Source organism: Mycobacterium sp. DL, assembly GCF_039729195.1.
GTDB classification, from domain to species: domain Bacteria; phylum Actinomycetota; class Actinomycetes; order Mycobacteriales; family Mycobacteriaceae; genus Mycobacterium; species Mycobacterium hippocampi_A.
In genome coordinates this window covers 3,897,762-3,911,111 of sequence record NZ_CP155796.1, presented here as the reverse complement: position 1 = coordinate 3,911,111, position 13,350 = coordinate 3,897,762, and the positions used below count along the sequence as shown (strand labels likewise).

14 protein-coding genes and 2 pseudogenes are annotated in these 13,350 nt (G+C 67.1%); 10 read left to right on the top strand and 6 right to left on the bottom strand.

The genetic code is table 11. The annotated features are described in order from the left end of the window. Positions 1-28: 28 nt before the first annotated feature. The 5 genes and pseudogenes from ABDC78_RS18670 to rpsR form a co-directional block, all read left to right on the top strand. A complete protein-coding gene (locus tag ABDC78_RS18670) occupies positions 29-412 on the top strand; it encodes a metalloregulator ArsR/SmtB family transcription factor (RefSeq protein WP_178357433.1) in 384 nt (127 codons plus the stop codon). Further along, positions 405-2,429, top strand: coding sequence for a cation-translocating P-type ATPase (locus tag ABDC78_RS18665; RefSeq protein ID WP_347133137.1), 2,025 nt, complete (start codon positions 405-407; stop codon positions 2,427-2,429). The genes ABDC78_RS18670 and ABDC78_RS18665 overlap by 8 nt, the downstream gene beginning before the upstream one ends. 30 nt (positions 2,430-2,459) lie before the next feature. After that, positions 2,460-2,813, top strand: a complete 354-nt coding sequence (locus tag ABDC78_RS18660) for a DUF3703 domain-containing protein (RefSeq protein ID WP_178357432.1) — start codon at positions 2,460-2,462, stop codon at positions 2,811-2,813. 48 nt (positions 2,814-2,861) lie between these two features. Beyond that, a pseudogene (gene rpsN, locus ABDC78_RS18655) lies at positions 2,862-3,095 on the top strand (30S ribosomal protein S14); the annotation flags it as partial. Positions 3,096-3,106: 11 nt separating this feature from the next. Next, positions 3,107-3,253 (top strand): annotated as a pseudogene (rpsR, locus tag ABDC78_RS18650) (30S ribosomal protein S18); the annotation flags it as partial. On the opposite strand, the gene ABDC78_RS18645 reads toward rpsR, so the two are convergent. From ABDC78_RS18645 to ABDC78_RS18625, 5 genes are all read right to left on the bottom strand, one after another. After that, positions 3,250-4,698 (bottom strand): catalase, encoded by a 1,449-nt coding sequence (locus tag ABDC78_RS18645; protein WP_178357431.1) that lies wholly within the window; start codon positions 4,696-4,698, stop codon positions 3,250-3,252. The pseudogene rpsR and the gene ABDC78_RS18645 overlap by 4 nt on opposite strands. A 98-nt stretch (positions 4,699-4,796) precedes the next feature. Beyond that, entirely contained in the window at positions 4,797-5,276 is a 480-nt protein-coding gene (locus ABDC78_RS18640; protein WP_256735879.1) for a hypothetical protein, read from the bottom strand. Between the two features lie 56 nt (positions 5,277-5,332). Further along, on the bottom strand, positions 5,333-6,382 hold the full coding sequence (locus tag ABDC78_RS18635) for a DUF4185 domain-containing protein (protein ID WP_178357493.1): 1,050 nt from the start codon (positions 6,380-6,382) through the stop codon (positions 5,333-5,335). Positions 6,383-6,453: 71 nt separating this feature from the next. Beyond that, the gene (locus tag ABDC78_RS18630; RefSeq protein ID WP_178357429.1) at positions 6,454-7,488 is read right to left on the bottom strand and encodes an aspartate-semialdehyde dehydrogenase; all 1,035 of its coding nucleotides are present in this window, start codon (positions 7,486-7,488) and stop codon (positions 6,454-6,456) included. Positions 7,489-7,492: 4 nt separating this feature from the next. After that, positions 7,493-8,758, bottom strand: coding sequence for an aspartate kinase (locus tag ABDC78_RS18625; RefSeq protein ID WP_178357428.1), 1,266 nt, complete (start codon positions 8,756-8,758; stop codon positions 7,493-7,495). 85 nt (positions 8,759-8,843) lie between these two features. On the opposite strand from ABDC78_RS18625, the gene ABDC78_RS18620 reads away from it, so the two are divergent. The 4 genes from ABDC78_RS18620 to ABDC78_RS18605 are packed head-to-tail and all read left to right on the top strand — an operon-like array spanning position 8,844 to position 10,853. Continuing rightward, positions 8,844-9,422, top strand: a complete 579-nt coding sequence (locus tag ABDC78_RS18620; RefSeq protein ID WP_347133135.1) for a nitroreductase family protein — start codon at positions 8,844-8,846, stop codon at positions 9,420-9,422. Positions 9,423-9,439: 17 nt separating this feature from the next. Then, complete coding sequence (locus ABDC78_RS18615; RefSeq protein WP_178357426.1) at positions 9,440-9,775, top strand: metalloregulator ArsR/SmtB family transcription factor; 336 nt, start codon at positions 9,440-9,442, stop codon at positions 9,773-9,775. Next, positions 9,772-10,236 (top strand): SRPBCC family protein, encoded by a 465-nt coding sequence (locus ABDC78_RS18610; RefSeq protein WP_178357425.1) that lies wholly within the window; start codon positions 9,772-9,774, stop codon positions 10,234-10,236. The genes ABDC78_RS18615 and ABDC78_RS18610 overlap by 4 nt, the downstream gene beginning before the upstream one ends. Then, positions 10,236-10,853: a maleylpyruvate isomerase family mycothiol-dependent enzyme gene (locus tag ABDC78_RS18605; RefSeq protein WP_178357492.1), complete on the top strand. Its 618-nt coding sequence runs from the start codon at positions 10,236-10,238 to the stop codon at positions 10,851-10,853. The genes ABDC78_RS18610 and ABDC78_RS18605 overlap by 1 nt, the downstream gene beginning before the upstream one ends. On the opposite strand, the gene ABDC78_RS18600 is transcribed toward ABDC78_RS18605, so the two are convergent. Continuing rightward, positions 10,854-11,837 (bottom strand): linear amide C-N hydrolase, encoded by a 984-nt coding sequence (locus ABDC78_RS18600; RefSeq protein ID WP_178357424.1) that lies wholly within the window; start codon positions 11,835-11,837, stop codon positions 10,854-10,856. It abuts the gene before it with no gap. 172 nt (positions 11,838-12,009) lie between these two features. Between ABDC78_RS18600 and glnT the strand changes: the two genes are divergently transcribed. Next, positions 12,010-13,326: a type III glutamate--ammonia ligase gene (gene glnT / locus ABDC78_RS18595; protein ID WP_178357423.1), complete on the top strand. Its 1,317-nt coding sequence runs from the start codon at positions 12,010-12,012 to the stop codon at positions 13,324-13,326. Positions 13,327-13,350 lie beyond the last annotated feature (24 nt).

Here is a 13,350-nt window from a genome sequence, read left to right as displayed (position 1 = left end):
ACATATCGACATACTTTAGTATGTCGATATGTCTGAGCCGGTGGACACCTGCGACCTTCTCTGTCTGGACCTGCCTCATGCGGAGTCCATCCGGGCCACGGTGCCCGACAGGGCCACCGTCCAAGTCGCCGCCGCCGCGGCGCGCGGCCTGAGCGACGCGACCCGGTTGTCCATCGCGGCCGCGCTCGCAGCCGGTGACGAGTTGTGCGTTTGCGACATAGCTTGGGTGGTTGGACTGCCTCAGGGCTTGGTGTCGCACCATCTACGCCAACTCAAGAATGCGTCTCTGGTGTCCTCGCGGCGTCAGGGCAAGTTGGTGATGTACCAGCTGACCGCGCGTGGGCGCCAGTTGACCGAGTCGGTGCTCGCCAGCGTGAGCGCGCCTGCGGGGAAGGGCATCGATCGTGTCTGATGCATGCTGCGGGCCACGCAACGACGCCGAACCCGACGCGGGTCCCGAAAAGCTCTGGCAAGTAAAGGAACTGCAATTCGCGGCGCTGGCTGCAGTCTTGCTGGCCGTGAGCTGGATCGTGGGGCGGTTCGATGGCCTGGATGGTGCCGCGAAAGCCGTCGAGTTGGCTGCCGTAGCCGCAGGCGCCATCACGTTCGTGCCCGATGCGATCCGCAATCTGCGGCACGGTCGCCTCGGGGTGGGCACGTTGATGACGATCGCCGCGATCGGTGCGGTGGCCTTGGGCCAGTTCGCCGAAGCGGCCCTGCTGGGCATCTTGTTCTCGATCGCTGAGGGGCTTGAGCACTATGCGGTGAGCCGCACCCGCCGCGGGCTGCGATCCCTGTTGTCCCTGGTGCCGCCGAAAGCCTCGGTGCTGCGGGATGGCGCCGAAACAACCGTGCCCCCCGGCGATCTCGTCGTCGGCGACGTCATGGTGATCCGGCCCGGTGAACGGGCCGCCACCGACGGCACCATCCGATCTGGTCAGACGAGCCTGGACCTGTCGGCGATCACCGGCGAGTCGGTGCCCGTGGAAGCCGGACCGGGCAGCAGCGTGTTCGCTGGTGCGATCAATGGCGGCGGAGCGATCGAGGTCGAGGTCACCGCCTTGGCCACTGACAGCTCCTTGGCGCGGATCGTGCACATCGTCGAGGAAGCTCAGGAGCGCAAGGGTGCCGGCCAACGACTGGCCGATCGGATTGCGCGTCCGCTGGTGCCGGCGATCATGGCGTTCGCTGCGGGCGTCGCGGCGCTGGGCTCGGTTTTCGGTGACCCGATGCTGTGGCTGGAGCGGGCGCTGGTGGTGCTGGTGGCCGCTTCACCGTGCGCGCTGGCGATCGCCGTCCCGCTGACCGTGGTCGCGGCCATTGGGGCCGCCAGCCGCCACGGCGCCTTGATCAAGGGTGGCGCCGCAGTCGAGGAACTCGGCCGCATCAAAGTCGTCGCCCTGGACAAGACGGGCACGCTCACCCGCAATCAGCCCCGTGTCATTGACGTCGTCACCACCGACAGCTTCAGCGACGATGAGGCGCTGAGGTGGGCAGCATCTCTGGAGGCGCGCAGTGAACACCCACTCGCGCAAGCGATTCTGACTTCCGCGGGTGACCCGCCGACCGCCAGTGACGTGACCGCAGTGCCCGGCCACGGTCTGCACGGTGACCTCGATGGCCACCGACTGCGCCTCGGTAAACCCTCCTGGGTTGCGCCCGGACCACTCGCCGGCGACATCGAGCGGTTGCAGGCAGCCGGTGCGACCGTGGTGGTGCTGGCCCGAGACGAACAGCCGGTCGCCGCTATCGCCGTGCGCGATGAACTTCGCCCCGAAGCCGCCGACACAGTGGGGCTGCTGACACGACTTGGCCTCACGGTGGTGATGCTCACCGGCGACAACACCCGTACCGCCCAGGCGGTGGCCGCCGAAGCCGGCATCACCACCGTGTACTCCGAGCTGCTCCCCGAGGACAAGGCAGCTCTGCTGCCGACCGTCGCAAAGGGCCGCCCGATCGCCATGGTCGGCGATGGCATCAACGACGCCCCCGCGCTGGCCACCGCCGACATCGGCATCGCCATGGGCGCCATGGGCACCGACGTCGCCATCGAAACCGCGGACGTCGCGCTTATGGGTGAAGACCTTCGTCACCTACCCCAGGTACTGGCCCACTCGCGGCGCGCCCGCCGAATCATGGTGCAGAACATCGCGTTTTCACTGGCCATCATTGCCGTCCTGATACCGCTAGCCGCGTTCGGCATTCTCGGCTTGGCCACCGTGGTCCTGATCCACGAAACCGCCGAGGTATTCGTCATTTTCAACGCCATCCGTGCCGCTCGCATCGCCGCGCTCCCCGGCGTGACAACGACTGCCGTGCGGTCAACAACCCACTCGGTCGACATCGGCTCGGGACCCACACTCGACGACCCCTGCTGTGGCAAAACAATCGACGGCCCGACCACATCCACAACGGCCAACCACCGGTAGACCCCTCTCCGCACGAAAGGAGCTGACTCGATGGCACGAATCAGTGCGCAGGCCCGCCAGGTCTACCGAGGTGAGATGACCGCTGCGAAACATGCGACCAGCCCCGCGACCAGGTGGCGACATCTGGAGCGCGCACACATTGTCTCGCAACCAGATCCGTGGTTGCACACCCGCAACCACGGCGCGATGCTGACATTGGCGTTGCGCCAGCACGACCGCCGCGAAGCCTTCGGCCAAGTCCTACGCCTGATCGTCGCTGCCCCCGGTTCAATGACCGGCCGCTATCCCGTCGGCAACACCGGTCGCGTCGACGCGGGGCTGATGACAGCAATGCCCATTCCTGAGGACCTCGCCGCAGCCACCACCATGAGTCGAGGCGCTTGATGCCTGATGCTCCGGATCGCCACGTGAGATCGGAAGCAGTGCAACGTTGCCGAACTCGAGCGCATCATCAAGTCACCGTCGGCCGCGCCTGAGGCCCGGATCGCCGCACAGGCGGAGTTGGCGCGCCAACCGCGCGACGCCAGCGCGGTACGGGTGCGCAATCGCGACGCGGTCGACGGGCGTCCCCGCGGACACCTGCGCAAGTTCGGCCTGTCCGGGGTGCGGGTCCGGGAACTCGTCCACCAGGGCGAGCTGCGCAGCAACCGGAATTCCAGCTGGTGAAGGCGAAACGGCTGCGGCAGTTCCTCTCCGAGCGCGGAAAGATCCGCTCCCGCAGCGTCACCGGGCTGACGGTACAGCAGCAACGCCAGATCGCCACGGCCGTCAAGACCGCGCGCGAGATGGCGCTGCTGCCGTACCCGGGCCAGGGTCAGCGCTAGTCGGAACCGGCCCTGACGCCCTCCTCGACCTTCTTGCCGAGGTCGGGGTCGACGTTCTTCCAGTACTCGAACACCCGTGACAGCACCGGTTCCCGGACACCCTTGGACACGTGCCCGATGATGTTGTGGGCCAGTCGATCTCGGGCCTCGTCGTCGAGGACCTCACGGACCAGGGTGCCGGCCTGACTCCAGTCGTCGTCTTCGGGACGAAGGGCGTACGCCGACCGGACCATGTCACCGTCGGAAGCCCAGTGCACTTCGGCGGCGCGTTTGGGGTCGGCCTCCGGGCCGCCCATCGAGTTCGGCGCGTACACCGGATCGGTCGCGTTGCGAATCCGCATCGCACCGTCCTTGGAGTACGCCCGGACCTCGACCTGCGGTTCGTTGACCGGGATCTGCTTGTAGTTCACCCCGAGCCTGGCGCGGTGTGCGTCGGAGTAGGAGAACCCGCGGGCCAGCAACATCTTGTCGGGGCTGAGCCCGGTACCCGGGACGACGTTGTTGGGCTCGAAGGCCGCCTGCTCCATCTGTGCGTGGTAGTCGACGACGTTGCGGTTCAGCGTCATCTTGCCGACCTCGTGCAGCGGGTAGTCGCTGTGCGGCCACACCTTGGTCAGGTCGAACGGGTTGAACCGATACGTCTTGGCGTCCTCGAACGGCATGATCTGGACCTTCAGCGTCCAGGTGGGGAAGTTGCCGTCCTCGATGGAGGTGAACAGATCGCGCTGGTGGTAGTCGCCGTCCTCACCGGCGAGACGGTCGGCGTCCTCCTGGGAGAGGAAGTCGATGCCCTGGTCGGTCTTGAAGTGGTACTTCACCCAGAACATCTCGTCGTTGGCATTGACCCAGCTGTAGGTGTGGCTGGAGTAGCCGTTCATGTTCCGCCAGGTCTTGGGGATGCCACGATCCCCCATCAACCAGGTGACCTGATGCGCCGACTCCGGTGACAATGTCCAGAAGTCCCACTGCATGTGGTGGTCACGGAGGTTGTTGGCCGCCATCCGCTTCTGGCTGCGGATGAAGTTCTGGAACTTCATCGGGTCGCGGATGAAGAACACCGGGGTGTTGTTGCCGACCATGTCGAAGTTGCCGTCGCTGGTGTAGAACTTCAGCGAGAAGCCCCGTGGGTCACGCCAGGTGTCCGGGCTTCCCCGCTCGCCGGCGACGGTGGAGAACCGGGCAACCATCTCCGTGGTGGCGCCAGGCTGCAGAAACGCCGCCTTGGTGAACTGGCTGACGTCCTGGGTCACCTCGAACGTGCCGAATGCGCCGCCGCCTTTGGCGTGGGGCTGACGCTCCGGGATCCGCTCGCGGTTGAAGTTGGCCATCTGCTCGATCAGATAGTGGTCCTGCAGCAGGATCGGCCCGTCTGTGCCGACGGTCAGCGAGTGCTCAAAGCTCGGTGCGGGCGCGCCGGAATCGGTGGTCGCGTACTTCTCGGTCATAAGCCTCATCTCCTCGGGACGCGACGGCTTGTGGGCTGTGCCGCCGCCCTGCTGCCGGTGTACCCGAAAGCCGGTCGATCCACCCGAGGAACGGCCGATCAGGGGCGAGGCAGGGCCGGCGCTTCGTCAGAACCACCCGGGGACCGAGGTGGCCCGGGCGGAGTATCGGCGTTCGGCCCGCCCGGCGACCGCGGCATCTCGACCATCGGGCCACCGGGACCGAACGGTCCCGCGAAACCGGGTCCCCGCTGGAACTCGCCGCGCTCGCCCATCGGGAACATCGGCGGCCCGGGTCGCAGCACCATGTGGTTGGACCGGTCGGGGCCGCGGGAATCGTCACCGACCTGCTGGCCGACAAAAAATCCGGTCCCGAAGATCACCGCGACGATGATCACCGATCCGGCGATGATGCCGACCCACGCCGCGGCCTTGTTGAGTCGATTGGACTGCTCGACGAAGACGGGTTGCGGCTCGTGATACGGCGCGGGTTCGGGGACCGGCGCGGCGGCCGGCGGTGGGGTGACCACCGGCCCGGTGGGGGGTTCGGAGTTCGCGGGTGGCGGGGTTGGATCGCTCATGACGGTGATCATTCGCCGCAATCCACAGCGTCAGATAGGTGCAGGCTGTGAATCAGCTATGAGGGCTTAACCGGGTTCACCGCGTACTGGATGACGCGATACGGTGAGCCGCCGCGGGCCATGGTGTTCCACTGGCTGACGAACACCCGCACCGCGTCCAGCGTGGATCCCGGCGCGATGTAACCCCCGTACGGCTGGGCCAGCCGATTGATCTCAGGCGGCGGCAGTTGTTCCACCTGTTCCGGCCATTCCGTAGCGACCACGACCGTGGTGACCGGCGCGGCACCCAAACTCGTCGGGCCGTCGGCGACCCGCATCTCCATGTTCCCGGTGCTCGCGTTGAAGTAGGACAGCACGGTTCTGCCGTCGATCTGGCGCACACTCATCTCCCCCACGCGGTCACCCCACAGCGGCGTCGGCTCGTGCCCCCAGCCCAGGGTGTCCGACCAGCCCTGCCACGCCGATCTGTCGGTGAAGGACTCTGGCGTGGTCCGGTACAACACCACCGGCGCGCTGCGGTCGAAGTTGTTCGCCACGATATAGATCCAGCCACGCTGGGAGTCAGCCGTCGGGATCGGGTCGTAGTAGCCGCTGATCTGCGACTGCCCGCCACCCGCATAGGCGGCGTCGCGTTCGGAGTCCGGCACCGTCACCCAGTTGCCTTGTCCTGGTTCGGCTTTCACCAATCGAGAGGTCTGCGGCCGGAGGTCTTTCGTGGTGGTCACCATCAGGTAGTTCTCGCGGTTGATCTCGACGACACCCGCGGGCAGCTGCGACGCCCCCGGGGGCGTCGGGTCGGCGAGCAACGGGGTGTCGATACCGGTGACACCGTCGTAGCGCACACCGGCCGCGTCATCGAGGGTGTCGTCTTCGACGTGCAGTGCGACCGGCGAGAACCATCCGCCGAAACCCACGCCCTGGCCGCGAAAGCTGTCTCCGCAGACCTGCAGCAGCTGCTCCGGGAACTGCATGAACTCGCACAGGTCTGTCGCGCCGATGCCGTAATCGACTGTCGGCGTGCCCGTTCCGGCCGCCGGGCCGATCCGCAGAACCTGGCCCGGCTGCAGCGGCGGCAACTCGATCGGCGTGGCCTGTGCCGCCGGAATTGCATTCCAGCAGAGAAACGCCGAGAGCAGACCTGCTGGAATGCAATTCCGGCGGAGTGGGCGCACGGGAGCTAGAGTTCGGCGGCCAGCAGCTCGGCGATCTGGATGGTGTTCAGCGCCGCGCCTTTTCGCAGGTTGTCCCCGGAGACGAACAGCGCCAGTCCGCGGCCGTCGGGAACACCGGGGTCCTGCCTGATTCGACCGACGAGTGAATGGTCGGCACCGGCGGCGGCCAGCGGCGTGGGCACGTCGACCAGCGTCACCCCCGGTGCGCCGGCGAGGATCTCGGTAGCCCGCGCCACCGACAACGGTTGCGAGAACTCCACATTTATCGACAGCGAGTGTCCGGTGTAGACCGGCACCCGCACGCAGGTGCCGGAGACGGCCAGCTCGGGGATGCCGAGGATCTTGCGGCTCTCGTTGCGCAGCTTCTGATCCTCGTCCGTCTCGCCGGATCCGTCGTCGACGATCGATCCGGCAAGGGGCACCACGTTGAACGCGATCGGTGCGACGTACTTGTCGGGCGCCGGGAAGGCGACCGCGCTACCGTCGTGCACCAGTTCCTGGCTGTCGGCGACGACGGCACTGGCCTGACCGAACAGTTCCTCGACCCCGGCCAACCCGCTGCCCGAAACCGCCTGGTACGTCGAGGCGATCATCCGCACCAGACCGGCCTCGTCGTGCAGCGGTTTGAGCACCGGCATCGCGGCCATCGTGGTGCAGTTCGGGTTGGCGATGATGCCTTTCGGGCGGTTGTGGGCATCGTGCGCGAAGTTGACCTCGGACACCACCAGCGGAACGTCGGGATCCTTGCGCCATGCCGAAGAGTTGTCGACCACCACCGCACCCGCGGCCGCGAAGCGCGGCGCCTGCACCCGCGACATCGTCGCACCCGCGGAGAACAGCGCAATGTCCAGGCCGGACGGATCGGCGGTCTCGGAGTCCTCGACCTCGATCTCCTGACCGCGGAACTCCAGCTTCTTTCCGGCGGAGCGCGCCGAGGCGAAGAACCGCACCTCGGTGGCCGGGAAGTCGCGCTCTGCCAACAGTTTCCGCATCACCTGGCCGACCTGGCCGGTCGCTCCGACTACACCTATCCGCACCATTTTCTCAGCGCCCCGTTCCCGCGTACACGACGGCTTCTTCATCGCCGCCGAGTCCGAATGCCCTGTGCAGCGCGGCCACCGCACTGTCGAGTTCGGTGTCCTTGATCAGCACCGAGATGCGGATCTCGGAAGTGGAGATCAGGTCGATGTTGATGCCCGCCTCGGCGAGCGCTTCACAGAAGGTTGCCGTCACACCGGGGTGCGACCGCATGCCCGCACCGATCAGCGACACCTTGCCGATGTGGTCGTCGTAGAGCACCCGGGTGAAGCCGATCTCGTCCTGCAGCGAGGTCAGCTTCTCCACGGCGCCGGGCCCGCTCTCCCGCGAGCAGGTGAACGTGATGTCGGTCTTGCCGTCCTCGACCTTCGAGATGTTCTGCAGAACCATGTCGATGTTCACGTCGGCGTCGGCGACCGCGCGGAACACCTGGGCGGCGTAGCCGGGGACGTCGGGCAGTCCGACGACGGTGACCTTGGCCTCGCCGCGGTCGTGCGCGACTCCGGTGAGGATGGCGTCTTCCATCGGGATGTCCTCCATCGATCCTTTGACGAGCGTGCCGGGTTTGTCGGAATACGACGACCGGACGTGGATGGGCAGGTCGAAGCGGCGTGCGTACTCCACGCAGCGCAGCATCAGCACCTTGGCGCCGGCGGCGGCCATCTCCAGCATCTCCTCGAAGGAGACGGTGTCCAGTCGGCGGGCATCGGGAACGATGCGCGGATCGGCGGTGAAGATGCCGTCGACGTCGGTGTAGATCTCGCACACATCGGCCTTGAGTGCTGCCGCCACCGCGACCGCGGTGGTATCTGATCCGCCGCGGCCCAGCGTGGTGACGTCCTTGGTGTCCTGGCTGACGCCCTGGAATCCGGCGACCAGCACGATCTGGCCGTCGTCGAGCGCCTGGCGCAGTCGGCCGGGGGTGACGTCGATGATCTTGGCGTTGCCGTGGGTGCCCGTGGTTATCACGCCGGCCTGGGATCCGGTGAACGAACGGGCCTGCGCGCCGAGGGACTCGATGGCCATCGCCACCAGTGCGTTGGAGATGCGTTCGCCGGCGGTCAGCAGCATGTCCAGCTCGCGGGCCGGCGGCGCAGGGCACACCTGTTTGGCCAGGTCCAGCAGTTCGTCGGTGGTGTCGCCCATCGCGGAGACCACGACAACGACGTCGTTGCCCGCCTTCTTGGTCTCGACGATGCGCTCGGCCACACGGCGGATTCGATCGGCGTCGGACACCGAGGATCCGCCGTACTTCTGTACGACGAGCGCCACTACTGAACCTTCCATTGCCGGGGGGATGCCCATAAAGGATAAAGGCTGCCCGCATCCGATTAATCCCGCCGGTAGCGTCGCGACCGTGCCCGACGCACCCGCCGGCCGGTTGGCCGACACCTCCGTCCCGATCCATCCTGCCCTCGCGGCCCGCTGGAGCCCGCGGGCCTTCGACCCCGCCGCGGTTCTGGCCGACGCGGATCTGACCGCTCTGCTCGAGGCGGCGCGCTGGGCTCCCACCTGGGGTCGGCGCCAGCCGGTGCGGTTCGTCGTCGGCCTGCGCGACGACCCAGCGTTCGCCGCGATCGCGGACCTGCTCCGCCGCGGCAACAGCTACGCCAAGGCCGCCGCTGCCCTGATCCTGCTCTGCGCCGACGAAGGCGAGGACGACAAGACAGCGCTGTACTCCGCTGTGGACACCGGCGCCGCGATGGCCAACCTCAGCATCGAAGCCGTCTCGCGCGGGCTGATCGTCCATCCGATGGCGGGGTTCGACGCCCGTGGAGCCGCCGAGGTGTTCCAGCTGCCTGACGGGATGCGTCCGCTGGTGGTGATCGCCGTCGGCGTGCTGGGTGACTACGCCCGGACGGACCCGCAGATCACGGAGCGCGACGCGATGCCCCGCGAGCGCCTGCCGCTGAACGAGGTTGTCCTCAACTGGTAAGTGGTAACTTACCGTTAGTGAGTACTTACCGAACATCCGACGAGGCTTGGCACGCGATCGCCGACGGCACCCGGCGCTCGATCGTCGAGCGGCTCGCGCAGGGACCCTGCGCGGTCGGCGAGCTGGCACGCGACCTCCCGGTCAGCCGACCGGCGGTCTCCCAGCACCTCAAGGTGCTCAAATGCGCCGGCCTGGTCACCGATCGCGCCGTGGGCACCCGCCGCGTCTACCACCTGGATCCCAGAGGAATCGAGACGCTGCGCGCCGACCTCGACCGCTTCTGGGCGCAGGCGCTCACCAACTTCAAACAGCTCGTCGAGGACCCAGCAGAATCCGCGGAGGAGGACACATGAGCGGCAACATCAGGCACCAGATCCTCGTGAACGCAGCGGTGGAGCGGGCTTTCACCACGTTCACCGCCCGATTCGGGGACTTCAAGCCCCGTGAACACAACCTGCTCGCCGTGCCGATCGCCGAGACGGTGTTCGAGCCTGAGGTGGGTGGCCACATCTACGACGTCGGCACCGACGGCAGTCGGTGCGAATGGGCCCGAGTGCTGGTCTTCGAACCGCCGTCGCGAGTGGTGTTCACCTGGGACATCGGCCCGACCTGGGCGGTGGAACCCGATCTGAGCAGAACCAGCGAGGTGGAGGTTCGCTTCGTCGCCGAAGCCCCGGACCGCACCCGGGTCGAACTCGAGCACCGCCATCTCGACCGTCACGGACCGGGGTGGCGCTCGGTCTCCGACGGTGTGGACGGGAACAGCGGATGGCCGCTGTATCTGCGGCGCTTCGCCGGGATCCTGGCCGGCTGATGGGCGCCGATCTGATGGCCATGGCACGCGCGGAACGCACCGAGCTCGCGGAGTTTCTGGCAACCCTGAGTCCGCAGCAGTGGGAACACGACAGCCTGTGCGCCGGCTGGAGCATCAAAGATGTTGTCGCACACATGATCAGCTACGAAGAGCTCGGCGCTGTCGGTCTGTTCGAGAGGTTCGCCAGAGGTCGCGTGGTACACGCCAACCAGGTGGGTGTCGACGAATACTCGTCGCTGACCCCGGAACAACTCGTGTCGTTCCTCGCCGACCACGTGCAACCGCGCGGCCTGACCGCGGGGTTCGGCGGGATGATCGCGCTGGTCGACGGCACGATCCACCATCAGGACATCCGTCGCTCGCTGGCGCTTCCTCGCACCGTCCCGCCCGATCGGCTGGACCGGGTGCTCCGGCTCATGCCGCTCAACCCCAGGCTGGGTGTCCCGCGCCGGATCAGAGGGTTGCGGCTGCGCGCCGACGACATCGACTGGACACACGGACGGGGCCGCGAGGTCGTCGGGACGGGGGAGGCTCTGCTGATGGCGATGGCGGGCCGGCCATCCGTTCTCGGCGAACTCAGCGGAGCCGGGCAGAAAGTTCTGGCTTCCCGGCTGTGACTACGGCACGCCCAGGAAGGTGAACGGCTCGGCCTGCGCGAACTGTGCGCTCGCATCGCCGGCGTAGATGGTCTTCTCGCCTTCGCCGAGGTTCAATCGCAATGTGGGCGCGCCTTCGGAGAGGTCGAGGTTCTTGAGTTCGACCCAGAAAGTGTTGGGAGACAACGCCGACTCGAAGAAGTAGCGCAGCGACGCATGGTCGACGACGGTGCGCCAGCGCGTGGAGGAGATGTTGGGCTGGTCGGGCGTCGTGATGCCGTAGGGCACCGAGACGTTGCGCATCACGCTGAACACGGACGCGGCGGCCAGCAGCGGGTCGGCGGTCTTGGGTACCGCGTTGACGTAGAACGAGGCGCGCACGAACCGGTCGGCTGCCCGGTTGGTTCCGGGCAGCATCACGGTGCCACCGATCTCGTCCCAGTACTCGGTGATCGCGAGCTGCTTGTCGAAGGTCGGCGAGTTCGTCATGACCTGGTACTGCCGGCCGTGGTGGATCACCTGTTCACCGTCGATGTACTCGACGATGGCGCTGTCCCCGCTGGCATCCGACATCGCCAGATGCACGGTGGCCAGCCGCTCCTGACCGGGAACCTGGGCGGTGACCACCCGCAGCGGCGTCGCGGTCAACGCCGCCACCGCCTCGCTCACCGTGGCGAAGTTGTCGAGGACGTACTGCGCCCACACCGCCAGTGACATTGCGGGCCGGTCCCCGCTGTTGGCCGGGTACTTCGATTCGGCCAGCCACAGCAGGTTGGTGACCAGCCCCGCTTCGTTCAGGCCATCGGTGGTGGAGATGTCGTAGCCGCTGGCCACCACGCTTCCGTAGGTCGACGTCCACGTCGCCGAATCCGGTCCGGCCTCACCGGTGCGTCGCACGCCGCGAGGAAAGGCCCACAGGTTGGTGCCGATCTCGACGGTCCAGTCCATGGACCTGCCGGTGACGATCCGCTCTTCCGGGCCGAGGTAAACCACGCGGGTGCACACGCGTTGCACCGTATCGGCCCGACGTGGTTACCGCCCCGAAACGACACACGACCGCGGCCGTAACAACAACCGCTGACTGTCAGTCCACAGGCGGCACGCGGTGTTTCCTCGCGCTGCGCGTTGTTTCACTCCGTGATACTTTGATTCCCGTTAAGAGACAGAGGTGATCCGAATGCCATCCGACCTCGCCACCAAGGCTGAGCAGTCCGGGACGAAGTTCATCCTCGCGCTGTTCGTGGACCTGCGGGGCAAGCCGTGCGCCAAACTGGTCCCGGTCGAGGCCGTCGAGTTGCTCGCCACCGAGGGCGTGGGTTTCGCCGGGTACGCGGTCGGCGCCATGGGCCAGGAGCCCAAAGATCCCGACCTGATGGCCATCCCCGACCCGTCGTCGTTCACACCGATCCCGTTCATCAAGGACGGCCTGGCGATCGTGCACTGCGACCCACACGTCAGTGGCAAGCCGTGGCCGTACGCGCCGCGCGTCATCCTCAAGGCACTCGTCGAGCAGTGCGCTGACGCCGGGTTCGAACCCTGGGTCGGCGCCGAGGTCGAGTACTTCCTGCTGCGCCGCGGGGACGACGGCAGCGTGACGGTCGCCGACGCGGCCGACACCGCCGCCCAACCCTGTTACGACGCACGCGGTGTCACCCGGATGTATGACCACCTGACCGCGGTGTCGTCGGCGATGAACCAGCTGGGGTGGTCCAACTACGCCAACGACCACGAGGACGGCAACGGTCAGTTCGAGCAGAACTTCAAGTTCGCCGAGGCGCTGATCACCGCCGACCGCGTCGTCACACTGCGCTACCTGCTGTCGATGATCGCGGCCGAGCGCGGCATGATCGCCACCTTCATGCCGAAACCGTTCTCGGACAAGACCGGCAGCGGGCTGCACCTGCACCTGTCTCTGACCAGCGGCGGCTCCCCGGTGTTCCCGGTCGGCTCGGGCGATGCGGACGGCCGTGGTCTCGGCCTGTCGGAGACCGCCTACGGGTTCATCGGCGGAATCCTCGACCACGCCTGCGCCCTGCAGGCGGTCATCGCCCCGACAGTCAACTCCTACAAGCGAACCGGTGCTCTCTCGACGGCGTCGGGAGCATCCTGGGCGCCGCGACTGCCCACTTACGGTGGCAACGACCGCACCCACTACATCCGTGTTCCCGACGGCGACCGGATCGAGTTGCGCGGCGGGGACGGCGCCGCCAACCCGTATCTCGCGATCGCGGCGGCCCTGGGCGCCGGCTTGGACGGAGTCAAGCGCAGCACCGACCCGGGTGGCGTCGGCGGCGGTGTCAGCTCGCGCGCGCTACCCCCGACCCTGCTGCACGCGGTCGAGGACTTCGAGGGTGATCCCGTGGTGACCGGTGTGCTCGATGCTGCGGGGGAGGGCGTCGCCGGCTACTTCGCGAAGGTCAAGCGCGAGGAGTTCTTCGCCTACCACAGCGACGTCAGCCCGTGGGAGCTCGACAACTACCTGACGGCATTCTGAGCCGAAAACGAAGGGAAGCAAGCC

Coding starts and splice junctions, on each gene's coding strand:
- ABDC78_RS18670 (WP_178357433.1), top strand. CDS start 29: ATGTCTGAGCCGGTGGACACCTGCGACCTTCTCTGTCTGGACCTGCCT.
- ABDC78_RS18660 (WP_178357432.1), top strand. CDS start 2,460: ATGGCACGAATCAGTGCGCAGGCCCGCCAGGTCTACCGAGGTGAGATG.
- ABDC78_RS18645 (WP_178357431.1), bottom strand. CDS start 4,698: ATGACCGAGAAGTACGCGACCACCGATTCCGGCGCGCCCGCACCGAGC.
- ABDC78_RS18640 (WP_256735879.1), bottom strand. CDS start 5,276: ATGAGCGATCCAACCCCGCCACCCGCGAACTCCGAACCCCCCACCGGG.
- ABDC78_RS18630 (WP_178357429.1), bottom strand. CDS start 7,488: ATGGTGCGGATAGGTGTAGTCGGAGCGACCGGCCAGGTCGGCCAGGTG.
- ABDC78_RS18610 (WP_178357425.1), top strand. CDS start 9,772: ATGAGCGGCAACATCAGGCACCAGATCCTCGTGAACGCAGCGGTGGAG.
- ABDC78_RS18605 (WP_178357492.1), top strand. CDS start 10,236: ATGGGCGCCGATCTGATGGCCATGGCACGCGCGGAACGCACCGAGCTC.
- glnT (WP_178357423.1), top strand. CDS start 12,010: ATGCCATCCGACCTCGCCACCAAGGCTGAGCAGTCCGGGACGAAGTTC.